Raw genomic sequence first — 21,494 nt, 5'->3', positions numbered from 1 at the left:
CGGGCGGCCCGCCGCCGGAAGGGGGCCGGCGGCGGGCCGGGGGGTCACCGGCCGGACACGGCCCGGGTCAGGAGTCGGCCAGCACGATGGAGCGGGTGAGCCCCTGCGGCCGGTCGGGGTCGAGGCCGCGGCGGCCGGCGAGGGCGACGGCGAGGCGCTGGGCCCGGATGAGGTCGGCGAGCGGGTCGGCGTCGGAGACCGAGGCGTACGCGCCGGTGGCGCCGATCTGGTCGAGGAGTCCGGCGGGCGGGGCGCCGAGGAACCAGACGGTGCTCCGCGGGCCGGTGACGCTGATCGGTCCGTGGCGGTACTCCATCGCCGCGTACGACTCGGTCCAGGCTCCGGCGGCCTCGCGGAGCTTGAGCGCGGCCTCGTTGGCGAGGCCGATGGTCCAGCCGGTGCCGAGGAAGGTGAACTGCTCGGACGCCACGGCGGCCTCGGGGAGCGGGTCGGCGACGGCCCGCTCGGCCTGCTCGACGAGGTCGTCCGGCACGAGGCCGAGGGCGGCGCGCAGCAGGACCAGGGCGGTGGTGGCGAAGCGGGTCTGCACGACGGACTTCTCGTCGGCGTAGGACAGGTCCACGACGGTGTCGGCGGCGCCGACGACGGGGGTGTCGAGGTCGCCGGTGAGGGCGACGGTCGGGGTGCCCTCGGGGACCCGGGCCAGGGCGGCGAGGACCTCGGTCGTGGTGCCGGAGCGGGTGATCGCGACGACCCGGTCGTAGCGGCGGTTGGCCGGGTACTCGGAGGCGGCGAAGGCGTCGGTCTCGCCGAGCCCGGCGGCCTCGCGCAGCACCGCGTACGCCTGGGCGATGTAGAGGGAGGTGCCGCAGCCGACGACGGCCACGCGCTCGCCGTCGGCGGGCAGGCCCTCGGGCTTCGCCTCCTGCGCGCGGCGCCAGCAGGCGGGCTGACTGGCTATCTCCGTGTCGACATGACTCATGGCGTCGCCTCCCCGAACCGTGATGATTGAAGTTGAGTCCTTTATAGAGTCTGCGCGCAACTTTGAGCAAGCATGCGCAAGGAACGCTCATATCGGGAGAGTGCGCGTTAGGCTCGGCCCCCCGAGGTCACGAGGCGAGGAGAACGGTGATGAGCACGCACGAGCGCTGGACGCGGCTGCTCGACGCGCTGGGCGAGAAGGGCAGCATCGAGGTCGGCGAGGCGGCCGAACTGCTCGGCGTCTCCCCCGCCACGGTCCGCCGCGACCTGGAGGAGCTCGCCCGCCAGCAACTGCTCACCCGCACCCGCGGCGGCGCCGTGCTCAGCGGGGTCACCTACGACCTCCCGCTGCGTTACAAGACCGCCCGCAAGGCCGACGAGAAGCAGCGCATCGCCCGGGCCGCCGCCGCGCTCGTCCCGCCGGGCGCGATCGTGGGGCTCAACGGCGGCACGACCACCTCGGAGGTCGCCCGCGAACTGGCCACCCGCGGCGACCTCGCCCAGCAGTCCAACGGCCCGGCGCTGACCATCGTCACCAACGCCGTCAACATCGCCAACGAGCTCGCCGTCCGCCCGTACGTGAAGACGGTCGTGACCGGCGGGGTGGCCCGCCCGCAGTCCTACGAGCTGACCGGCCCGCTCGCCGCGGCGACCCTCCAGGGCCTCTCGCTGGACTACGCGATCCTCGGCATCGACGCCGTCGACCCCGACTTCGGCGCCTCCACCCACGACGAGGGCGAGGCGAGCGCCAACCGCTCCATGGCGGAGCGGGCGGCCACCCTCGTCGTGGTGACCGACTCCACCAAGCTGGGCAGGCGGGCCTTCGCCCGCGTCTGCGCCATCTCCGACATCGACATCCTCGTCACCGACCACGACGCCCCCGACCCCGTCGTCGACGCGCTCACCGAGCAGGGCGTCGACGTCCGGCGGGTCTAGGCTCCACCCGCCGCTCGCCCCCTGACAAGGCCGCGGACGGCCCCCCTCGGCCGGCGACCGTCAGGGACCGAGGACGGCCAGCGAGGCCCAGAGCGCCACGGTGGCGGCGACCAGGGCGGCCGGGACGGTGAGGACGCCGAGGAGGGTGAACTCCTTGAGCCGGACGTCGTGGCCCCGCTCGTGGGCGATGCGGCGCCAGAGCAGGGTGGCCAGCGAACCGGCGTACGTGAGGTTGGGACCGATGTTCACGCCGAGCAGCACGGCGAGCACGGCGCCCGGACCGGCGGGGGCGGCGAGCGGGGCGAGCGCGAGCACCGCGGGGAGGTTGTTGATCAGGTTCGCGAGGAGCGCGGCGAGGGCCGCGGTGCCGAGCAGCGCGGGCAGTGAGGCGCCGTCCGGCAGGACGGCGCCGAGGGCGTGGCCGAGGCCGTTGTCGACGACCGCGCGGACCACGATCCCGAGGGCCAGGACGAAGGCGAGGAAGGGCAGGGCGGCCGAACGCACGAGCGCGGCCGGCCGGGTGTGCCCGCGCAGCAGGGCGCGCACCGCCAGCACCGTCGCGCCGGCCGCCGCCGCCCAGGCCGGGTCGACGCCGACCGCCGAGGCCACGCCGAAGCCGACCAGGGTGGCGGCCACGGTGATCAGCGGGAACAGCGGCAGTTCGACGGGCTCGTCGTCCCCGGCGGCCCCGCCGTCGCCGCCGTCCGGCCCGGGTGCCAGGTCGGCGGCGAAGAAGCGGCGGAAGACGGCGTACTCGACGCAGATGGCGGCCAGCCAGGGCAGCAGCATCAGGAGCGCGAAGCGGGTGAAGCTCAGCCCGGTGGCGGCGAAGGCCAGCAGGTTGGTGAGGTTGGAGACCGGCAGCAGCAGGGAGGCCGTGTTCGACAGGTGCGCGCTCGCGTAGGCGTGCGGGCGGGCCGAGGCCCCCATGCGGGCGGCCGTGGCGAAGACGACCGGGGTGAGCAGCACGACGGTGGCGTCGAGGCTCAGGGCGGCCGTGATCAGCGAGGCCAGGGCGAACACGGCGCCGAGCAGCCGCCGCGGCCGGCGGCGGGCCCAGCGGGCCATCCAGCTGCCGCAGGCGTGGAAGAGCCCCTCGTCGTCGCAGAGCCGGGCCAGCACCAGCACCGCCGCGAGGAACCCGATCACCGGCCCCAGCCGGACCGCCTCCTCCCGCACGTGCTCCAGGGGCACGGCGCCCACGAGGACCAGGAGCAGGGCGGCGGGCACCGCGAAGGCCGCCTCCGACCACCCGAACGGGCGGGCGACGGCGCAGACCAGCACCACGACGAGCGCGGCGACCGAGAGGGACTCGAACAGCATGCGTTCGATCATCCGGCATGGCCGTCCGGGACCGGCGGACGGGTCTCCTCACCCGCCCGTGTCACCGCCGGCCGGAGACCCTGGCCGGCGAGGCGGCTCGGACCTCCTGGACCGAGCCCGACCTGGCCCCGCTGTCCGGCCGACGGCCTGGGGAGACCCCGCTCGGAGCGGCTTGCCTTCGCGCGCACTCCAACACCTAGCGTGTGCCACCGGCGAACGGGCCGATGACGAGGGGGAGTTCCATGAAGCACGTCGAACTGGGCCGCACCGGGGAGCGGATCGGCCAGCTGGGCCTCGGTTGCATGCTGATGGGCACGACGACGGACGAGGAGACCTCGGTCGCCCTGCTCGACCGGTTCACCGAGGCGGGCGGCACCCTCCTCGACACCGCCAACTGCTACTGCTGGTGGGACCGGCCGGGCAGCGACGGCGGCGAGAGCGAGGCGGTGCTGGGGCGCTGGATGGCCCGCGGCGGGCGCCGCGACCGGGTGTTCCTGGCCACGAAGGCGGCGGGCCTGGTCGTCAACGCCGACGAGGCGCGGCTCGAAGGGGGCGGGGCGGACTGGAGCCGGGCCCGCTTCGACGGGGCCGGGGCGCGCACCCTGAACACGTCGATCGACGACAGCCTGCGCCGCCTCGGCACCGACCACGTCGACCTGCTCTACGTCCACGTGGACGACCGGGCGACCCCGCTGGAGGAGACCCTGGAGGCGCTGGCCGGCATCGTGCGCTCCGGCAAGGCGCGGTACATCGGCTGGTCCAACGTCCGCACCTGGCGCATGGAGCGCATCCGCGGCCTGTGCGAGCGCCACGGCTGGCCCGCCCCGGTCGCCCTCCAGCAGCAGCACTCCTACCTGCGGCCGCGCACCGGGCTCGACGTCGCCTCGGTCGTCGACCACGAGCAGCTGGACTACCTGCGCGCCCACGAGGACCTGAGCCTGGTGGCCTACTCGCCGATCCTGCGCGGCATCTACGACGACCCGGCCAAGCGCCGGGACCACTGGATGATGGAGCGGTACGCCGGTCCCGACGCCGACGCGCGGCTCGACGCCCTCGCCGGGCTGGCCGCCGAGACGGGCGCCACCCCCAACCAGCTCGTGCTGTCCTGGCTCCTGCACCAGACCGCGCCGCGGGTGATCCCGCTGATCGGCCCGCGCACCCTGGAGCAGTACGAGGCCTCCCTCCCGGCCCTGGAGCTCAGCCTCTCCGCCGGACAGCTCGCCCGCCTGGACGCCGCCGGCGCCTGAGGCCCGCCGCCCTGCCCCGCCACGGCTCCGCCCTTGCCCCACACGGCCGCCTCCCCGCCCCCCGTGCGGAGTGTCCGCCGGAGTTGCGGGCGGGGCGGGACCGGCGGCGCGGAGATAGTGCGGGCATGAGACGCACCACGCTCCGCGCGGCCCTCTGCGCCGCCCTCCTCGCCGTCGTGTCCCAGGCCCCCGCCGTCGCGCCGGCCGCCGCCCGGGAGCCGGCGGGCCACGGCGACCGGTCGTGCGAGCGGACCCGGCGGCCGCTCGACGGGCAGGCCCGGCGGGTCCTGGACATCACCCGCAAGGCCAAGGCGGACCTGAGGCTGAAGTCCGTGGAACTGAAGGTCACCCTCGACGGGCGCGAGGTCCTCACCGACGCGCTCGGCGAGTCCATGACCGGGGTGCCCGCCGAGCCGGACATGCACTTCCGGGCCGGTTCGGTCGCCTTCGCGCACATCGGCACGGCCCTGCTCCAGCTGGTCCAGGAGCACACGGTGAGCCTGGACGACACCGTGGACCGGTGGCTGCCCGACGTGCCCAAGGCGCGGCAGATCACCCTGCGGATGCTGGCCACCAACACCACCGGTCTGCACGACTACGTGACCGACCCGGCGTTCGTGAAGGAGCTGACGGCGCACCCGTTCCGCCAGTGGACCCCGCGGCAGCTGCTCTCCTACCCGTACCGCCACTCCTTCTGGTACGAGCCGGGCACCAGCTGGAGCTACTCGCACGCCAACTACGTGCTGCTGGTCGCCGCGCTGGAGAAGATCACCGGCATGCCGATCCAGGAGTTCGTACGGGAGCGGGTGACCGGGCCGCTGGGGCTGCGGAACACGCGGAACGACTTCACCCCGGACATCCCGCAGCGGGTGCTGCACGCCTTCACCTCCGACCGCGGCTTCTACGAGGAGTCCACCTTCTGGAACCCGTCGTGGACCACCGCGCCCGGCGCGGTCATCACCACCCACGTCTGCGACCTGGCCCGTTCCGCCGAGGGCATCGGCAGCGGTGAGCTCCTCTCGCCCCGCGGCTACCGCACCCTGCTGAACCCGGGCACGGTCGGCCTCGGCGGCGGGACCGCCACCTGCCCGGCCACGATCTGCCTGAAGCAGACGAAGGCCAAGCACTTCGGCCTCGGCGTGATCGTCGTCAACGGCTGGGTGCTGCAGAACCCGTCGTTCTCCGGGTACGCGGCGATCCAGGCCTATCTGCCGTCCAAGCGGCTCGCCCTCGCGGTGTCCGCGACCAAGACCCCGACCACGCCCGAGGGCAACATGGCCGAGGTGGTCGCCCGGCGCATCGCGGCCGCGCTCGCCCCGAACGACCCGCTGGCGATCAGCTGACGACCGGCCGACGGGCGCCTGCCGGCCGGCCGACGGGGCGTGGCCGCCGGGCTACAGGGACGTGGCCGTGTGGAGGATCGCGTACAGCGTGACCGCCGAGTTCGCCGAGGAGACGGCGGAGGCGGCGGTCCCCACGGCCGCGCCCCAGGCCGCCACGCCCGTCGCGGTGGAGACCCGCGGCCAGGCCCGGGCGACCGGGGCCGGGGCGAGCAGGGCGGCCACCCGCCGCGGCACCGGGCCGGTCACGGCGAAACCGGCCAGGGTCGGGGCCGGCGCCCCGGCCGACACCAGGGCGGACTTGCCGATGGCGCGGGCCACGGCCCGGCGGCTGCCGACCCGCGCGGCGGCCTCCTCGTCGGCCCACCGCTCGGCGGTGTAGCCGACGGCGGTGCTCAGCGGGCGCAGAAAGGGGTTGGCGCGCGCCGCCACGCGCACGGCCAGCAGGAAGCGGTGGTGGCGGCCCTCCAGGTGGGCCCGCTCGTGCGCGAAGAGCGCACGGCGCTCGCGCGAGCCGAGCCGCGCCAGCATCCCGCGGCTGACCACCACCCGGTCCCGCCGCCCGCCGGGCAGCGCGTACGCGTAAGGGAGTTCGTCGGGCAGCACGGCGACCGCGCGGGCGGGCAGGAGGGCGAGCGCGCGCTCCGCCCGGCGGCGCACCCGCCGGTGCCGCGCGAGCGTCCAGCCGCAGGCGGCCAGTACGGCGAGCAGCGCGGGGATCGCGAGCCGGCCGGCCACCTCGTCGTACGGCACCGCGGCCCGCACCTCGGGGTCGGACCAGGCGTCGGGGAGCGGGTTGCCGGGGAGCTGGGCCGTGCCGACGACCACCAGCAGCGCCAGGCACAGCGTGCTGCACAGCGCGAGGACGGCGGCGACGGCGGTCAGCATCCGGGTCGCGGTGCGCGGGTGCAGGTGCTGTTCGGCCAGTCGCGCGACCGGCCAGGCGGTCAGCGGGAGGACCAGCGGCAGGAAGACGAAGACCCCCATGGCGTCAGTCCTCCCCGTCCTCCCCGGCCTGGGCCAGGAGCTCGCGCACCAACTGCTCCTCCGCCGAGGACAGTCCCGTCACGAACCGGGCGAGCACCGCCTCCCGGTCGGACTCGCCGTCCAGGACCCGGCGCATCCGCAGCGCGGCGAGACCCGCCTCGTCCGCGACGGCCGTCCACTCGAAGGACCGGCCCGCCCGCTCCCGCGCGACGGCGCCCTTCGTGTGCAGGCGGGTCAGGATCGTGATGACGGTGGTGTACGCGAGGTCGCCGCCGAGCCGCTCCTGCACCCAGCCGGCCGTGACCGGCCCGTCGGCGGCCCGCAGCGCGGCCAGCACCAGGGTCTCCAGCTCGCCCTGCCCACGCCGTCGCGGAACCTCCGCCATCCTGCCGCCCTCCGCCTCGCCGTCCCCCGGAACGGGTACCCGGCCGCCCATCGTACTGACGCGACACCCGGCGTCCCACCGGCGTCGGCCCGGAGGACACCGGCCGGACGGACGCCGGACGGACGCCGGACGGGGGCCCCGGGTCCTAGGTCCGTCCTCCGCCCGTCCTGCGTGCGTCCTCCGCCCTTCGTCCGCCCGCCCTACGTCCCCGGCCCGTTCCGCCGTCGCACCGGCCCGCCTACCGTCCCTCTCATGGACACGACAGGCACGCTCGACGAGGCGCTCCAGCGCCTGCACTCCTCCGGGCCCGAGCGGCTCGGGCGGCTCACCAACCACGCCCCGATGGCCGTCGAGGCCCTCGCCGCCCACGGGCGGGCCGGGTCGGTGCACCGCTGGCTCGACCGCTACGCGCCCCGGCTGGAGGAGTTCCCGGCCGGCGTCGAGCCGGTCACCGCGGCCGACTGGCGGCGCGCGCTGGGGGACCCGCGGCGGGCCGCCGACTGGATCGGCCACTTCGGGCGCGAGCTCGCCGAGCGGCCCTGGCGCGAGGTGCTCGCCGTGTGGTGGCCGCGGCTGCTGCCGGGCCTGTACGGCGGTTCCACGCACCCCGTCATCCGGGTGGGGCACGGCGTGCGCACCCTGCTCGCGGGCGAGGAGACCGCGCCGCGGCTGACCGAACTCGCGCACGGTCTCGGGTACTGGGCCGCGCGCCACCGCCCCGTCGAGGGCCTCGCCCCGCTGCCCGGCGCCGCGCGGGCCGCCGACGCGCTCGACGCGGTCCGGCCGATCGGGGAGCGGGACGGCGGCTTCCCCGACCGGCTCGCCCGGGTCGACGCGCTGCCGGTGTGGGCGGACGGGGTGACGGACCCGGAGGAGGCGCGGCGGCTGCTGGCCGAGCTGGTGCGGGCGGCCACCCACCGGTACGCCACGCACGGGCACGGCGAGGAGACGATGCTGGTGCACGCGGCGACGGCGCCCAACGCGGTGCTGCGGGCCCTGCCGGCGCTCCCCCGCGAGCTGTGGGTGCCCAGCCTGCGGGCGGCCTGGACGGCCTCGGCGGCCGTGACCTCGATGTACGCGCCGGACGCCCCGGTCGCGTACGTCCCGCCCGGCTCCGTCACCGCCGAGGAGGTCTTCGAGCGGGCCCTGGCCCACGGCGACGAGCACGTCGTCAAGCTGACCGACACGGCCCTCGACGTCGGCGACGAGCCGGCGCTGGCGGCGGCCCTGCGCGCGATCGAGCTGAGCGAGCCGCTGCGGTAGGGGCCCGGGGGCGGGCACCGCCGTGTCCCCCGTTCGGCCGATCCCGCCTGGTCGGACCGGCCGATCGCCGTGAGGCTCGGGTCACGTCGGGTCGCGCCGGGGCCGTCGGAGCACGGTCCGGACCGGCGTCCGTTCCCCCGGCCGAGGAGGTCCCGTGAGCCCGGTGCGCCGCTATCCGCCCATCGCCGACCACGGGCTCGTGGGAGATCTGCAGACCGCGGCCCTGGTCTCGTCCGACGGGGTCGTCGACTGGCTCTGCGCGCCCCGCTTCGACTCGCCGAGCGTCTTCGCCGCCCTGCTGGACCACGAGCGCGGCGGGCACTTCGCCGTCACCGTCGACGCGCCCGACGTCACCACCCGGCAGCTGTACTTCGCCGACACGGCGGTCCTCGTGACCCGTTTCCTCACCGCGGACGGGGTCGGCGAGGTCGCCGACTTCATGCCGCTGGACCGGCCGGAGACGGCCACGGCCCGGCACCGGCTGATCCGGGTGCTGCGGGTGCCGCGCGGCCGGGTCCGCTTCTCCGTGGAGTGCCGGCCGCGCTTCGACTACGGGCGGGCCGGGCACGAGCTGACCCTGGACGGTGCGGGCACGGCCACGTTCGCGGGGCCCGGGATCCGGGCGGTGCTGCAGACCGCCGGGCCCGTGGAGCTGCTGCGGGACGGCCCGGACGGGCGCGACGTACGGGCGGCGGTGGAGCTGGCGCAGGGGGACGTGGCGGCGGTCGTGCTGACCCTGGACGAGGCGGGCGCCGGGCCGCCGCCGCCGGTCGACCGGGCCTCGCTGACCGAGGACTTCCGTCGGACCCGCGACTTCTGGCACCGCTGGATCCGGCGCAGCCGCTACCGGGGCCGGTGGCAGGCGGGCGTCAACCGCTCGGCGATCACCCTCAAGCTGCTGACGTACGCGCCCACCGGCGCCCCGGTCGCCGCCGCCACCATGGGCCTGCCCGAGCGGATCGGCGGGGAGCGCAACTGGGACTACCGCTACACCTGGGTGCGGGACGCCTCGCTGTCGGTGCACGCGCTGCTCGGCCTCGGCTTCGAGGAGGAGGCGGACGCCTTCCGCCTGTGGCTGGGCACGCGGCTGCGCGAGCAGCGGACGGTGACCGGCGAGCCGCTGCAGATCATGTACCGGGTCGACGGCGACCCGTACCTCACCGAGGAGACCCTCGACCACCTGGAGGGGTATCGCGGCTCCGCCCCGGTCCGGCGGGGCAACGGGGCGGCCGCGCAGCTCCAGCTCGACATCTACGGCGAGGCGGTCTTCGGGCTCGCCCGCGAGGGCGGGAGCGCGGCCCGGCGGATCGGGTGGGACGGCTGGCTCGCCGTGTCGGACGTGCTCGACTGGCTGGCCGGCAGCTGGGACCGGCCCGACGAGGGCATCTGGGAGACCCGGGGCGGGCGGCAGGACTTCACGTACAGCCGGGTGATGTGCTGGACCGCCTTCGACCGGGGCATCCGGCTGGCCACCCGCTTCGCCCGGCCCGCCGACCTGGCGGGATGGACCGCGGCCCGGGACGCGATCCTGCGTCAGGTGATGGAGCGGGGCTGGAGCGAGGAGCGGCGGGCCTTCGTGCAGCACTACGGGAGCGAGGTGCTGGACGCCTCGCTGCTGCTGATGCCGGCGGTCGGGTTCATCGCGCCCTCGGACCCGCGCTGGCTGTCGACGCTCGACGCGATGGGGGCCGAGCTGGTCACCGACAGCCTCGTCTACCGCTACGACCCGGCGGCGTCGCCCGACGGGCTGCGGGGCGGCGAGGGCACCTTCTCGCTGTGCAGCTTCCTGTACGTGGGGGCGCTCGCGCGGGCCGGGCGGCTGGACGAGGCGCGGTACTCCTTCGACAAGATGCTGACCTACGCCAACCACGTCGGGCTCTTCTCGGAGGAGATCGGCCCGGCGGGCGAGCAACTGGGCAACTTCCCGCAGGCGTTCACGCATCTCGCGCTGATCTCGGCGGCGATCGCCCTGGACGAGGAGCTCGACGCGGCCTCCGGATGAGCCGGTGCGGGGCGGGCGCGAGCACGGATGCGGCCCGCCGTTCAAGGCCGATCAGGGGAGGTCAAGGTCACAGCGGATCACCCTGCGCTCCTTTGTGGGGCTGACCTAGCATCCGAGCATGACTGTGCTGCCTGACGACGGCCTCTCGCTGGCCGCCGAATTCCCCGCAGCGACCCATGCGCAGTGGCAGCGCCTCGTGGCGGGCGTACTGAGCAGGTCGGGCAAGGACGTTCCGGACACCGAGGCCGAGGACGTCCTGTCCACCGTGCTCGAGGACGGCCTGCGGGCCCGCCCGCTGTACACGGCGGACGGCCCCGCCGACACCGCCGTCGCCGCTTCCGGGTCCGCTCCCGACGCCGGACTGCCCGGGTTCGCCCCCTTCGTCCGGGCCGGCCGCCCCGAGGGCAACACGGCGAACGGCTGGGACGTGCGCCAGCGGCACGCCGTGGCCGACCCCGAGACGGTCCTCACCGACCTGGAGAACGGCGTCACCTCGCTGTGGCTGGCCGTGGGTCCGGGCGGCATCCCGGCCGGCGAGCTCGACCGGGTCCTGAAGGACGTGTACCTCGACCTGGCCCCGGTCGTCCTGGACGCCGGGGCGGAGACCCCGACGGCCGCGGCCGAGCTGCTCGACGTCTTCGCCCGGCGCGGCATCGCGCCCGAGGCAGCGCTCGGCAACCTCGGCGCCGACCCGCTGGGCACCGAGGCCCGCACCGGCGCCGCCTACGACGGCGACGGCTTCCCCGCCACGGTCGCCCTCACCCGGCTGTGCGCCGAGTCCTACCCCGGGCTGCGCGCGCTGACCGTGGACGCCCTGCCGTACCACGAGGCCGGCGGCTCCGCCGCACAGGAGCTGGGCGCCTCGCTCGCCACCGGCGTCGCCTACCTGCGGGCCCTCACCGCGGGCGGCCTGACGGTGGAGCAGGCCCTCGGGCAGCTGGAGTTCCGCTACGCGGCCACCGCCGACCAGTTCCTGACGATCGCCAAGCTGCGCGCCGCGCGCCGGCTGTGGGCGCGGGTCGCGGAGGCCTGCGGGGCCCCGGCGGCCGGGGCGCAGCTCCAGCACGCCGTGACCTCCTCGGTGATGATGACCGGCCGCGACCCGTGGGTGAACATGCTGCGGACGACGCTCGCCACCCTGGCGGCCGGCGTCGGCGGCGCCGAGTCCGTGACCGTCCACCCCTTCGACCACGCCCTCGGCCTGCCGGACGCCTTCGCCCGGCGGATCGCCCGCAACACCTCGACGATCCTCATCGAGGAGTCGCACCTGGCCCGGGTGATCGACCCGGCCGGCGGCTCCTGGTACGTGGAGCGGCTGACCGACGAACTCGCCCACGCCGCCTGGGAGTTCTTCCAGGGCATCGAGCGGGACGGCGGCCAGGCCGCGGTGCTGCGCTCGGGGAGGATCGCCGAGGACCTGGCCGCCACCTGGGCCGAGCGCTCCAAGGCCCTGGCCAAGCGCCGCGAACCCGTCACCGGTGTCAGCGAGTTCCCGCACCTGGGCGAGAAGCCCGTGGTCCGCGCGCCCGCCCCGGCCGAGCCGTCCGGCGGTCTGCCGCGGGTGCGCCGCGACGAGGCCTTCGAGGCGCTGCGCGCCCGCTCGGACGCGCACCTCGCGGCGACCGGCGCCCGCCCGAAGGTCTTCCTGGCCGCGCTCGGCCCCGCCGCCGCGCACACCGGCCGGCTCACCTTCGCCGCCAACCTCTTCCAGGCGGGCGGCATCGAGCCGGTCACCGAGGGCTCCTTCGAGGACAGCGGCGCCGGCGAGGCCTGCCTGTGCTCCAGCGACGCGCTCTACGAGGAGCAGGCCGAGTCCGCCGCCGCCGGGCTGCGCGCGGCCGGCGCCGCGCACGTCTCCCTGGCCGGCCGGGGAACGTACGCCGGTGTCGACAGCCACGTCTTCGCGGGGTGCGACGCCGTCGCCGTGCTCTCCGCCACCCTCGACCGCATGGGAGTGTCCTGATGGGAATCCCCGACTTCACCGGGATCGGCCTGGGATCCCCTTCGCCCGCCGGCAGCGCCGAGGAGTGGCGCGCCGCCCTCAAGCGGTCCTCCGGCGGGGACGACCTGCTGTGGGAGACGCCCGAGGGCATCGGGGTCAAGCCGCTGTACACCGGGCGTGACCTGGAGGACGTCGACTTCCTCGGCACGTACCCGGGCGTGGCGCCGTACCTGCGGGGCCCGTACCCGACGATGTACGTGAACCAGCCGTGGACCATCCGGCAGTACGCGGGCTTCTCGACCGCCGAGGAGTCCAACGCGTTCTACCGGCGCAACCTGGCGGCCGGCCAGAAGGGCCTGTCGGTCGCCTTCGACCTGCCGACGCACCGCGGCTACGACAGCGACCACCCGCGGGTGACCGGCGACGTCGGCATGGCGGGCGTGGCCATCGACTCGATCTACGACATGCGGCAGCTGTTCGACGGGATCCCGCTGGACAGGATGTCGGTGTCGATGACGATGAACGGCGCGGTGCTGCCCGTGCTCGCGCTGTACATCGTGGCGGCCGAGGAGCAGGGGGTGCCGGCCGAGAAGCTGGCGGGGACCATCCAGAACGACATCCTCAAGGAGTTCATGGTCCGCAACACCTACATCTACCCGCCGAAGCCGTCGATGCGGATCATCTCCGACATCTTCGCCTTCACCTCGCGGAACATGCCCCGCTACAACTCCATCTCCATCTCCGGCTACCACATCCAGGAGGCGGGCGCGACGGCCGACCTGGAGCTGGCGTACACGCTGGCGGACGGCGTGGAGTACCTGCGGGCGGGCCGGGAGGCGGGGCTCGACGTGGACGCGTTCGCGCCGCGGCTCTCGTTCTTCTGGGCGATCGGCATGAACTTCTTCATGGAGGTCGCCAAGCTGCGCGCGGCCCGGCTGCTGTGGGCGAAGCTGGTCAAGCAGTTCGACCCGAAGAACGCCAAGTCCCTGTCGCTGCGCACCCATTCGCAGACCTCCGGCTGGTCGCTCACCGCCCAGGACGTCTTCAACAACGTCACCCGCACCTGCGTGGAGGCGATGGCGGCGACCCAGGGGCACACCCAGTCGCTGCACACCAACGCCCTCGACGAGGCGCTCGCGCTGCCGACCGACTTCTCGGCGCGGATCGCCCGCAACACCCAGCTGCTGCTCCAGCAGGAGTCGGGCACCACCCGGGTCATCGACCCGTGGGGCGGCAGCGCGTACGTGGAGCGGCTCACCTACGACCTGGCGCGCCGTGCCTGGCAGCACATCCAGGAGGTCGAGGCGGCCGGCGGCATGGCGCAGGCCATCGACGCGGGCATCCCGAAGCTGCGCGTCGAGGAGGCCGCGGCCCGCACCCAGGCGCGGATCGACTCGGGCCGGCAGCCGGTGATCGGCGTCAACAAGTACCGGGTGGACGGCGACGAGCAGATCGAGGTCCTGAAGGTCGACAACTCCTCGGTGCGGGCGCAGCAGATCGAGAAGCTGCGGCGGCTGCGCGCGGAGCGCGACGAGCGGGCCTGCCGGGACGCGCTGGACGACCTGACCCGGGCCGCCGGCGGCGAGGGCAACCTGCTGGAGCTGGCGGTCCGCGCGGCCCGAGCGAAGGCGACGGTCGGCGAGATCTCGGACGCCCTGGAGAAGGTGTACGGGCGGCACGCGGGCCAGATCCGTACGATCTCCGGCGTGTACCGCAACGAAGCAGGCGCGTCCCCGTCCGTGGACGGCACCCGGGCCCTGGTGGACGCCTTCGAGGAGGCCGAGGGCCGCCGGCCGCGCATCCTGGTGGCCAAGATGGGCCAGGACGGCCACGACCGCGGCCAGAAGGTGATCGCGACCGCCTTCGCCGACCTGGGCTTCGACGTCGACGTCGGCCCGCTGTTCCAGACCCCCGCGGAGGTCGCCCGGCAGGCGGTCGAGGCGGACGTGCACATCGTGGGCGTCTCGTCGCTGGCGGCGGGCCACCTCACGCTCGTGCCCGCGCTGCGGGAGGAGCTGGCCGCGGAGGGCCGCGAGGACATCATGATCGTGGTCGGCGGGGTCATCCCGCCCCAGGACGTGCCGGTCCTCCTGGAGATGGGCGCGGCGGCGGTCTTCCCGCCGGGCACGGTCATCCCCGACGCGGCGGCGGACCTGGTGCGGCGCCTGTCGGCGGAGCTGGGCCACACGGAGCCGGGGGCCTCGGAGCCGGGGGCCGCCGAGGGGCACGGCCGCTGATCCCATGGCGATCGACATCGAGACGTACGCGAAGGGCGTACGGGACGGCAGGCGCGCCCTCGTGGCGCGCGCCATCACCCTCGTGGAGTCCACCCGGCCGGACCACCGGGTGCTCGCCCAGGAGCTGCTGACCCGGCTGCTGCCGCACAGCGGCCGGGCCCGCCGGATCGGGATCAGCGGGGTGCCCGGGGTGGGCAAGTCCACCTTCATCGACGCGTTCGGCACCATGCTGACGGGGCTCGGGCACCGGGTCGCGGTGCTCGCCGTGGACCCCTCGTCGACCCGCACGGGCGGCTCGATCCTGGGCGACAAGACCCGGATGGAGCGGCTCGCGGTGGATCCGGCGGCGTTCGTCCGCCCCTCCCCCAGCGCGGGCACGCTCGGCGGCGTGGCCAAGGCGACCCGCGAGTCGATCGTGGTGATGGAGGCGGCCGGGTACGACGTGATCCTGGTGGAGACGGTCGGCGTCGGGCAGTCGGAGACGGCCGTCGCGAACATGGTCGACTCGTTCCTGCTGCTCACGCTCGCGCGCACCGGCGACCAGCTGCAGGGCATCAAGAAGGGCGTCCTGGAGCTCGCGGACGTCGTGGCGGTGAACAAGGCGGACGGCCCGCACGCCACGGACGCCCGCGCGGCGGCCCGCGAGCTGTCGGGGGCGCTGCGGCTCATGCACGGCGGGGACGCGGTGTGGACGCCGCCGGTGCTCAGCTGCAGCGCGCGCGAGTCGACCGGCCTGGACACGGTGTGGGAGCGGCTCGAACAGCACCGCTCGATCCTCGACGCCACCGGCCGGCTGACCGCCCGGCGCCGGGAGCAGCAGGTGGACTGGGCCTGGACGATGGTCCGCGACGAGCTGCTGGGCCGGCTGCACGCCGATCCGGCCGTACGGGCGCTCGCGCCCGACGTGGAACGGCGGGTGCGGGACGGCGAGCTGACGGCGACGCTGGCGGCGGAGCGGATCCTGGGCGCGTTCCGGGACGGCTGCACGCCCTGAGCGGGCGGCCTGGGCCCTGTCCTGACGGATCCGGCCCGACCCGGAGGACAGGGCCTAGACTGCCCGGAGGGCTTCACGGGGGAGGCCGGGGAGGGAGCACGGCATGAACTGGATCTGGGTGATCCTCATCCTGTTCTGGACGGGTGGCTTCGCGTGGGCGGCCGACAACGTCCGCACGGCGCTGAAGCACCGGCACGAGCGCAAGATGGAGGTCCTGGAGGCGGCCAGGCAGGAGCGGCTCGCCCTGGAGGCCGCCCACCGGACGCCGGAGCCGGTCTGCGGCTGCACGCACCACCTGGCCAAGCACGACAAGCAGGGCCGTTGCCACGAGCGCGTCGAGGTGCCCACCGCCTGGGACGAGAACAAGAAGCCGGTCCGCTACGAGGCGGGCCAGTGCAACTGCCAGCAGTACGTCGGCCCGCAGCCGCTGTCGCAGATCTACGCGGACGAGCTGACCGACCTGGGCTGAGCCGCCCGGTCCGAGCCGCCCGGTCCGAGCCGCCTGGTCCGAGCGGCCGAACCGCGTTTGCGGGACTCCTTCGCCCCCGTGACGCTGGGGGCGAAGGGAGAACACCCAGATGAACAAGGACCCGTTGTACGAGCAGAACCTGACCCACGCCGTCTGGCACAAGAGCAGTCACAGCGGGAGCGACGGCTGTGTCGAGGTGACCCGGCTGGGTGCCGGGGCCGTCGCGTTGCGCGACTCCCGGAACCCGGGGGGCGGGGACCTGCGGTTCACCGCCGCCGAGTGGGCGGACTTCTGCGCCGGGGTGCGCTCCGGCGAGTTCGGCTAGCGGAGGGGACCCGGGCGGGGCCGGAAGGGCGTTCGCGGGCCGGGGCCGGGGTGGTGGGACGGCGGGGTTCGCGGGGCGGATCGTCCATCCGCCGCCTCCGGTTCACCCGGTCGACCCCCGCTCGCCACACGTTCCTCACCCGCGGTCTGGACCATCCCCGCCATGACCACCGCTTCCCGCGCACTGCGCGGCGCCGTACTCCCGCTGTCCGCCGCCCTCGCCCTCACCGCGGCCGCCTGGCCCGCCGAGGGCGCGCCGGCCCCGCACGGCTCGCCCGCCCGGGTCGTCTCCACCGCGACCCTGCCCGACCTCCCGCTCGCGGAGTTCAGCAACCGGCTGCTGCCGGGCAGCGTCGCCGACGACCGCGGGATCGACCTGGGCGGCATCGGCAGCGACCTGTACCCGGCCGGGCGGCGCGGCGAGTACTGGACCGTCACCGACCGCGGGCCGAACGGGCAGATAGCCGTCGGCAAGGACAAGCGGCGCACCTTCCCCGTGCCCGGCTTCGACCCGGCCATCGTGAGGATCCGCGCGGTCGGCGACCGCGTCGAGGTGCTGAAGGCCATCCCGCTGACCACGTCCTCCGGCGCCCCGGTGACCGGACTGCCGAACCAGCCGGGCCGTGACGAGGCCCCGTACACGTACGACGCGAAGACGCCGCTGCGCCACGACCCGAACGGCCTGGACACCGAGGGCCTGGTGCGGGACCGGGACGGCAGCTTCTGGCTGGTGGACGAGTACGGCCCGTCGCTCGTGCACGTCTCCGCGCGCGGCCGGGTGCTCGCGCGGCACGTGCCGAAGGGACTCGGGCTCACCGGCGCCGACTACCCGGTGATCGAGTCGCTGCCGTCGATCTACCTCCAGCGCAAGATCAACCGCGGCTTCGAGGGCCTCGCCCTGCTGCCCGACGGGGACCTGGTGATGGCGCTGCAGAGCCCGCTGCTCAACCCCGACAAGGACAGCGGCGAGAACTCCCGCACCACCCGGCTGCTGCGCTTCTCGCCGCGCAAGGGGCAGATCACCGCGGAGTACGCGTACCGCTTCGACCCGGTCGGGGTGGTCGAGCCCGGCCAGACCAAGACCTCCGAGCTGAAGATCTCCGCGCTGGTCGCGCTGGGCGGCGACCGCCTGCTCGTCCAGGAGCGCACCGACAAGGCCGCCCGGCTCTACGAGATCCGGCTGCGGCGCGGCTCGGACATCCTGGGCTCCGCCTGGGACGCGGCCGGCACCAGCCCGGCCCTGGAGCAGCTCGACGACCCGGCCGCCGCGGGCGTCCCGGTGCCGGCCAAGCGCCTGGTGGTCGACCTGGGCACGGTCGAGGGCGTACCCGGCAAGATCGAGGGGATCGCGGTCGAGGGCGAGCGGACCCTTGTGCTGCTCAACGACAACGACTTCGGCATGACCGACGGCACCGGCGCCTTCGACGGGGACGGCCGGCTGGTGGACAGCGGGATCGAGACCCGGCTGGTGAAGGTCCGGCTGGACCGCCCGCTGCGCTGAGCTCCCGCGCCCGGTGCGCCGCGGCCCGCCCTCTCCCCCGGTTCGGTGGGGAGAGGGCGGGCCTCGTGGCGGGTACGGCGCCTTCGCACTGCCCCGGGATCCGGGGACCGTACCTACCGGCTCGCGAGCTGCCTGTCGACGGGCGCCGGGACGGCGGGCGCGGTCGCGTCGCAGGAGCAGTCGGGCTTGACGGCGTAGCGGGTGAAGCCGGGGAGTTCCTCGGCCCTGCGCAGCCCGCCCTTGTGGAGGGTCACTCCGTAGACGTGGGGTCCGTCGGCGCGCCAGCAGACCAGGGGGGTGCGGTAGACGTCGCCCTCGGGGGTGGTGAACACGGCGACGTAGCCGTCGGCGGGTAACATCCGGTCACGCTTCCTTCGGGACGGCGCGGAAGAGGCGCCCGTAGTCGGTGACCCGGGCGGCGGCCGCGGCGGCGCCCGCCAGGTGCAGGGCGTGCCACAGGACGGCCTGGTTGGCGGTCAGGACGTGGAAGCCCAGCTCGTCCTCGAGGCCGCGGATCGTGCCGACGGCGCGGATGCCGTTGCCGGCGACGAGGATGGCCTCGGGGCGGGCGTCGGCGACGGTGGTGCGGATCCACTCCGACAGGTTCTGCGGGGTGATGGCGGTCTGCTCGGAGGGCAGGCCGACGGGTCCGTGGTGGACCACGGTGAAGCCCTGGGCCTCGAAGTACTCCTGGCCCTGGGTGGAGAGCTTGTCGTCGAACCAGGGCGGGTTGACGATCGCGATCCGCTCGGCGCCCAGGGCGCGGAAGCCGGCGACGGCCGCCCTCGCGGTGCCGGTGACCGGGATGCCGCGGGTGACGGGGGCGAGGCGTTCGTAGAGCGCGTTCTCGCCGTCAACGCCAAGGACGTACGAGGAGCTGGTGAAGCCGAGCACGAGTGCGTGCAGCGGCGAGTCGGCCAGGAGCTTGACGGCGTTGTCGACGGCCGGGGGCTCGACGAACGCCGTGATGGGGTCCTGGGGGATCTTCTCCGCGACCATGTGCCCGCCGGGGAGCATCCCGCCGAAGTCGATGCGGGAGGCGTGGATCGTCACCGAGTCCGGGGCCACGGCCTGGAGTTCGGCCTCGGGGCCGATGTCGGCCGAGGGGACGACGACGCCGATGCGGGTGGTGGCGTCCCAGCCGTCGGACGGCGAGGTGGTGGCGCTGCTCATGCTCTCGGGTCCTTATCTGCCGGAGTCGGCGGGGTCGGCGGCGGTGACGGTGTCGGCCTCGGCGGCCAGCGAGCCGCCCTTGACCGTGCCGCTTCCCTCGCTGCTCAGGAAGTTGGGGTGCTTGGCACGCATGGTGGAGATGACGAAGTCGTACGGGACGTCGTCGAAGGAGCCGTGGTCCTTGAGGAACTCCATGGAGCCCTTGCCCTCCTGGCCCGCGTAGGGGTGGTGGAGGGAGTCGGCGGTGCCGTCGAACTCCAGGGCCTCCATGCCGTACAGGCGGCAGAGCAGCTTGTTGAAGACCGGGGTGGCCTTGACCCAGCGGCCGTCCAGGTAGACCTGGGTGAGTCCGTGGAAGAAGACGTCGCCGCCGATGTGGGCGATCAGCCGGGGGCTGGCGAGGTGGTTGCGGACGTCGCCGTAGACCAGCTTGGACGGGATGCCCAGGGCGCGGACGGCGGCCGCGTAGACGACCGACTTGTGGAGGCAGAAGCCCTGGCCGGCGCTGAGGACGCTGGAGGCCTTGAGGCCCTCGGGGCTGAGGTCGGTGTCGTAGACCTCGTAGTCGAGGCCGTCCCGGACGGCGTAGTAGAGCTTCACGGCGTTCTCGCGCCGGTCGGCGGCACGGTCCTTGACGACGGAGTCCACGAAGTTCTGGACCTCGTCGGACTCGTGGTCGAGGAAGTCCGTGGGCCGGGTCAGTGCGTGCAGTTCGTCGAGGGCGATGCTCATGACGGGAGAGCTCCTAGCTCAGAGTCCGAGGAGGGCGGCCATGCGGTTGCGCTGGATCTCGCTGCTGCCCGAGTAGATGGTTCCGGCGACGGAGTTGCGCAGGTCGCGCTCGATTCCGTGCGAGGTGAGGACGCCGCGGCCGCCGTGGATCTGGACGGCGTCCAGGGCGGTCTTCACGTTGGCCTCGGAGACGACGATCTTGGTGGAGGCCAGGTCGAGGGAGATGTCCTCGCCGCGTTCGGCCTTGGCGCCGGTGTCGGCGAGCCACTTCGCGGCGGTCTCGACGGCGATCCGCATCTCGACGATCTTGTGGCTGACGGCCTGGTAGCTCGCGATGGGCTGCCCGAACTGGGTGCGCTCGGTGGCGAACCGGATGACGGTGTCGAGCCGGTGGCGCATCTCGCCGAGGGTGATGGAGAAGGCGTAGAGGATCTCCCGCTTCATCACGTAGTCCAGGACGAGGAAGCCGCCGCCCTCGGCGCCGACCCGGTTGGTCACCGGGACGCGCAGCCGGTCGAAGGTGAGCCGGCCGAGGGGCGAGGTCCGCAGGCCCAGCTTGTCGAGGGGCTCGCCGATCTCCAGGCCCGGGGTGTCGCGTTCGACGAGCAGGCAGGTGAGGCCGAACGGGCCGGGCTTGCCGGTGCGCACGTACAGCAGGAAGAGGTCGGCGACGGGGGCGTTGGTGATGAACATCTTGCCGCCGTCGACGACGTAGTGGTCGTCCTCGCGGACGGCGACGGTGGTGATGTTCATGGCGTCGGAGCCGCCGGACTCCTCGGTGATGGCGTGGGCGGTGATGGCCTCGCCGGAGAGGATGCGGGGCAGGTACCGGGCCTTCAGTCCGGCGGAGCCGAACTTCTCCAGCGGGGTGGCGAGGGACACGATCTGGGTGGAGGTGGAGAAGGAGACGCCGGCGTCACGGGAGTGGTAGCCGAGGCCTTCCAGGACCTTCATCGTCTCGGTGAAGCTGCGTCCGCTGCCGCCGTGCTCCTCCTTGAAGGGGGTGCGCAGGATGCCGCTGTCCTTGATCGCCTGCCATTTGGCGCGGGAGAAGACGGATCCCGCGTCGAGCTCCGCGAGGTCGGCGTTCAGGACGTCGGCATAGGGGGCGACGAGTTCGGTGAGCGGGCCGTCCCGGTCGGTCAGGGGCGGCAGTACATCGGCGGTCACGGTCTTCCTTCCTGGTGCGGGCGGGGCGGGCGTTCCCGGCCGGGCCGTGTCGCGCCGAAGGCCCGGCCGGGGAACGTGGGGCTGCCTAGTACTGGGAGAAGCCGTCCTCGGAGAGTCTGTGCTGCTCCGTGCCGGTCAGCGGCGGGTTGAAGACCGAGATGAGGTGCAGGTCCTCGTGCTCGGAGGCGATGAGGTAGTGCGGGTCGTGCTCGTCGAGGACGTAGATGGTGCCCGGGTTGATCTTGAAGACGGTGCCGTCCTTGTGCACGACCGCGCCGGAGCCGGCCACGCAGTAGCAGGCCTCCAGGTGGTTGCGGTACTGGAGGGCGGAGTTGGTGCCCTTGCGGACCAGCGTCTTGCAGACGGTGAAGCCCATCTTGTCGGTCTCGGTCAGCAGCCGGTGGCTGGTGCCGTTGCCCCACTCGACCGGGGTGACGTCCTCGAGCGTGCGCGTGAACATGGCTGACTCCTCTGAGGAGGTGCGGATACCTGAAAGGAACGTGCGGAGACGTGCGGTGACGTGCAGA

The 21,494-nt window shown here is 74.2% G+C and carries 20 protein-coding genes; 11 read left to right on the top strand and 9 right to left on the bottom strand.

Going from position 1 to position 21,494, the window contains the following annotated elements:
* Positions 1-67 precede the first annotated feature (67 nt).
* The gene (locus ABD981_RS06995; RefSeq protein ID WP_046908028.1) at positions 68-943 is read right to left on the bottom strand and encodes an SIS domain-containing protein; all 876 of its coding nucleotides are present in this window, start codon (positions 941-943) and stop codon (positions 68-70) included.
* Positions 944-1,092: 149 nt separating this feature from the next.
* Here ABD981_RS06995 and ABD981_RS06990 point away from each other — a divergent pair, with 149 nt between their 5' ends.
* Positions 1,093-1,878: a DeoR/GlpR family DNA-binding transcription regulator gene (locus ABD981_RS06990; protein ID WP_046908027.1), complete on the top strand. Its 786-nt coding sequence runs from the start codon at positions 1,093-1,095 to the stop codon at positions 1,876-1,878.
* Positions 1,879-1,938: 60 nt separating this feature from the next.
* Here ABD981_RS06990 and ABD981_RS06985 read toward each other — a convergent pair whose 3' ends face one another.
* Positions 1,939-3,201, bottom strand: coding sequence for an SLC13 family permease (locus tag ABD981_RS06985; RefSeq protein ID WP_046908097.1), 1,263 nt, complete (start codon positions 3,199-3,201; stop codon positions 1,939-1,941).
* 242 nt (positions 3,202-3,443) lie between these two features.
* Between ABD981_RS06985 and ABD981_RS06980 the strand changes: the two genes are divergently transcribed.
* Together ABD981_RS06980 and ABD981_RS06975 are read left to right on the top strand one after the other, a co-directional pair.
* Positions 3,444-4,448: an aldo/keto reductase gene (locus ABD981_RS06980; RefSeq protein WP_046908026.1), complete on the top strand. Its 1,005-nt coding sequence runs from the start codon at positions 3,444-3,446 to the stop codon at positions 4,446-4,448.
* Between the two features lie 125 nt (positions 4,449-4,573).
* Positions 4,574-5,791 carry a serine hydrolase domain-containing protein gene (locus ABD981_RS06975; RefSeq protein WP_046908025.1) on the top strand — a complete coding sequence of 406 codons (1,218 nt, stop codon included), beginning with the start codon at positions 4,574-4,576 and terminating at the stop codon, positions 5,789-5,791.
* A 51-nt stretch (positions 5,792-5,842) separates the two neighbouring features.
* Here ABD981_RS06975 and ABD981_RS06970 read toward each other — a convergent pair whose 3' ends face one another.
* Positions 5,843-6,775 carry a M56 family metallopeptidase gene (locus ABD981_RS06970; RefSeq protein ID WP_046908024.1) on the bottom strand — a complete coding sequence of 311 codons (933 nt, stop codon included), beginning with the start codon at positions 6,773-6,775 and terminating at the stop codon, positions 5,843-5,845.
* Positions 6,776-6,779: 4 nt separating this feature from the next.
* Entirely contained in the window at positions 6,780-7,160 is a 381-nt protein-coding gene (locus ABD981_RS06965) for a BlaI/MecI/CopY family transcriptional regulator (RefSeq protein WP_046908023.1), read from the bottom strand.
* 252 nt (positions 7,161-7,412) lie between these two features.
* Between ABD981_RS06965 and ABD981_RS06960 the strand changes: the two genes are divergently transcribed.
* The 8 genes from ABD981_RS06960 (at position 7,413) to ABD981_RS06925 (ending at position 17,892) form a co-directional block, all read left to right on the top strand.
* Positions 7,413-8,423 carry a questin oxidase family protein gene (locus ABD981_RS06960; RefSeq protein WP_046908022.1) on the top strand — a complete coding sequence of 337 codons (1,011 nt, stop codon included), beginning with the start codon at positions 7,413-7,415 and terminating at the stop codon, positions 8,421-8,423.
* Between the two features lie 163 nt (positions 8,424-8,586).
* The gene (locus tag ABD981_RS06955; RefSeq protein ID WP_205628176.1) at positions 8,587-10,425 is read left to right on the top strand and encodes a glycoside hydrolase family 15 protein; all 1,839 of its coding nucleotides are present in this window, start codon (positions 8,587-8,589) and stop codon (positions 10,423-10,425) included.
* Positions 10,426-10,543: 118 nt separating this feature from the next.
* A complete protein-coding gene (locus ABD981_RS06950; RefSeq protein ID WP_046908020.1) occupies positions 10,544-12,388 on the top strand; it encodes a methylmalonyl-CoA mutase subunit beta in 1,845 nt (614 codons plus the stop codon).
* A complete protein-coding gene (gene scpA, locus ABD981_RS06945; RefSeq protein WP_046908019.1) occupies positions 12,388-14,604 on the top strand; it encodes a methylmalonyl-CoA mutase in 2,217 nt (738 codons plus the stop codon). Before ABD981_RS06950 ends, scpA begins: the two co-directional genes overlap by 1 nt.
* Before the next feature lie 4 nt (positions 14,605-14,608).
* Complete coding sequence (gene meaB, locus ABD981_RS06940; protein ID WP_046908018.1) at positions 14,609-15,598, top strand: methylmalonyl Co-A mutase-associated GTPase MeaB; 990 nt, start codon at positions 14,609-14,611, stop codon at positions 15,596-15,598.
* 103 nt (positions 15,599-15,701) lie between these two features.
* Positions 15,702-16,067 carry a hypothetical protein gene (locus ABD981_RS06935; RefSeq protein WP_046908017.1) on the top strand — a complete coding sequence of 122 codons (366 nt, stop codon included), beginning with the start codon at positions 15,702-15,704 and terminating at the stop codon, positions 16,065-16,067.
* A gap of 109 nt (positions 16,068-16,176) precedes the next feature.
* Positions 16,177-16,392, top strand: coding sequence for a DUF397 domain-containing protein (locus ABD981_RS06930; protein WP_046908016.1), 216 nt, complete (start codon positions 16,177-16,179; stop codon positions 16,390-16,392).
* Between the two features lie 162 nt (positions 16,393-16,554).
* Positions 16,555-17,892 carry an esterase-like activity of phytase family protein gene (locus ABD981_RS06925; RefSeq protein ID WP_046908015.1) on the top strand — a complete coding sequence of 446 codons (1,338 nt, stop codon included), beginning with the start codon at positions 16,555-16,557 and terminating at the stop codon, positions 17,890-17,892.
* Between the two features lie 113 nt (positions 17,893-18,005).
* Here ABD981_RS06925 and ABD981_RS06920 read toward each other — a convergent pair whose 3' ends face one another.
* The 5 genes from ABD981_RS06920 to ABD981_RS06900 form a co-directional block, all read right to left on the bottom strand.
* Positions 18,006-18,251: a DUF6253 family protein gene (locus tag ABD981_RS06920; RefSeq protein WP_046908014.1), complete on the bottom strand. Its 246-nt coding sequence runs from the start codon at positions 18,249-18,251 to the stop codon at positions 18,006-18,008.
* Between the two features lie 4 nt (positions 18,252-18,255).
* A complete protein-coding gene (locus ABD981_RS06915; RefSeq protein ID WP_046908013.1) occupies positions 18,256-19,065 on the bottom strand; it encodes a maleate cis-trans isomerase family protein in 810 nt (269 codons plus the stop codon).
* Positions 19,066-19,077: 12 nt separating this feature from the next.
* On the bottom strand, positions 19,078-19,797 hold the full coding sequence (locus ABD981_RS06910) for a transglutaminase-like domain-containing protein (RefSeq protein WP_046908012.1): 720 nt from the start codon (positions 19,795-19,797) through the stop codon (positions 19,078-19,080).
* An 18-nt stretch (positions 19,798-19,815) separates the two neighbouring features.
* On the bottom strand, positions 19,816-20,967 hold the full coding sequence (locus ABD981_RS06905; RefSeq protein ID WP_240495232.1) for an acyl-CoA dehydrogenase family protein: 1,152 nt from the start codon (positions 20,965-20,967) through the stop codon (positions 19,816-19,818).
* A gap of 85 nt (positions 20,968-21,052) precedes the next feature.
* Complete coding sequence (locus ABD981_RS06900; protein WP_046908011.1) at positions 21,053-21,427, bottom strand: ectoine synthase; 375 nt, start codon at positions 21,425-21,427, stop codon at positions 21,053-21,055.
* Positions 21,428-21,494 lie beyond the last annotated feature (67 nt).

The sequence above is a fragment of the Streptomyces showdoensis genome (genome assembly GCF_039535475.1).
Lineage (GTDB): Bacteria > Actinomycetota > Actinomycetes > Streptomycetales > Streptomycetaceae > Streptomyces > Streptomyces showdoensis.
Note: the sequence above shows the minus strand (reverse complement) of the source record. Positions and strands in the feature narration are given on the sequence as shown.

Bases quoted from the DNA above. Each gene is read 5' to 3' on its own strand.
- ABD981_RS06985 (WP_046908097.1), bottom strand. From the start codon at position 3,201: ATGCTGTTCGAGTCCCTCTCGGTCGCCGCGCTCGTCGTGGTGCTGGTC.
- ABD981_RS06930 (WP_046908016.1), top strand. From the start codon at position 16,177: ATGAACAAGGACCCGTTGTACGAGCAGAACCTGACCCACGCCGTCTGG.
- ABD981_RS06980 (WP_046908026.1), top strand. From the start codon at position 3,444: ATGAAGCACGTCGAACTGGGCCGCACCGGGGAGCGGATCGGCCAGCTG.
- ABD981_RS06915 (WP_046908013.1), bottom strand. From the start codon at position 19,065: ATGAGCAGCGCCACCACCTCGCCGTCCGACGGCTGGGACGCCACCACC.
- ABD981_RS06995 (WP_046908028.1), bottom strand. From the start codon at position 943: ATGAGTCATGTCGACACGGAGATAGCCAGTCAGCCCGCCTGCTGGCGC.
- ABD981_RS06970 (WP_046908024.1), bottom strand. From the start codon at position 6,775: ATGGGGGTCTTCGTCTTCCTGCCGCTGGTCCTCCCGCTGACCGCCTGG.
- ABD981_RS06920 (WP_046908014.1), bottom strand. From the start codon at position 18,251: ATGTTACCCGCCGACGGCTACGTCGCCGTGTTCACCACCCCCGAGGGC.
- ABD981_RS06900 (WP_046908011.1), bottom strand. From the start codon at position 21,427: ATGTTCACGCGCACGCTCGAGGACGTCACCCCGGTCGAGTGGGGCAAC.
- ABD981_RS06935 (WP_046908017.1), top strand. From the start codon at position 15,702: ATGAACTGGATCTGGGTGATCCTCATCCTGTTCTGGACGGGTGGCTTC.
- ABD981_RS06975 (WP_046908025.1), top strand. From the start codon at position 4,574: ATGAGACGCACCACGCTCCGCGCGGCCCTCTGCGCCGCCCTCCTCGCC.
- ABD981_RS06950 (WP_046908020.1), top strand. From the start codon at position 10,544: ATGACTGTGCTGCCTGACGACGGCCTCTCGCTGGCCGCCGAATTCCCC.
- ABD981_RS06910 (WP_046908012.1), bottom strand. From the start codon at position 19,797: ATGAGCATCGCCCTCGACGAACTGCACGCACTGACCCGGCCCACGGAC.
- ABD981_RS06965 (WP_046908023.1), bottom strand. From the start codon at position 7,160: ATGGCGGAGGTTCCGCGACGGCGTGGGCAGGGCGAGCTGGAGACCCTG.
- meaB (WP_046908018.1), top strand. From the start codon at position 14,609: ATGGCGATCGACATCGAGACGTACGCGAAGGGCGTACGGGACGGCAGG.
- scpA (WP_046908019.1), top strand. From the start codon at position 12,388: ATGGGAATCCCCGACTTCACCGGGATCGGCCTGGGATCCCCTTCGCCC.
- ABD981_RS06960 (WP_046908022.1), top strand. From the start codon at position 7,413: ATGGACACGACAGGCACGCTCGACGAGGCGCTCCAGCGCCTGCACTCC.
- ABD981_RS06925 (WP_046908015.1), top strand. From the start codon at position 16,555: ATGACCACCGCTTCCCGCGCACTGCGCGGCGCCGTACTCCCGCTGTCC.
- ABD981_RS06990 (WP_046908027.1), top strand. From the start codon at position 1,093: ATGAGCACGCACGAGCGCTGGACGCGGCTGCTCGACGCGCTGGGCGAG.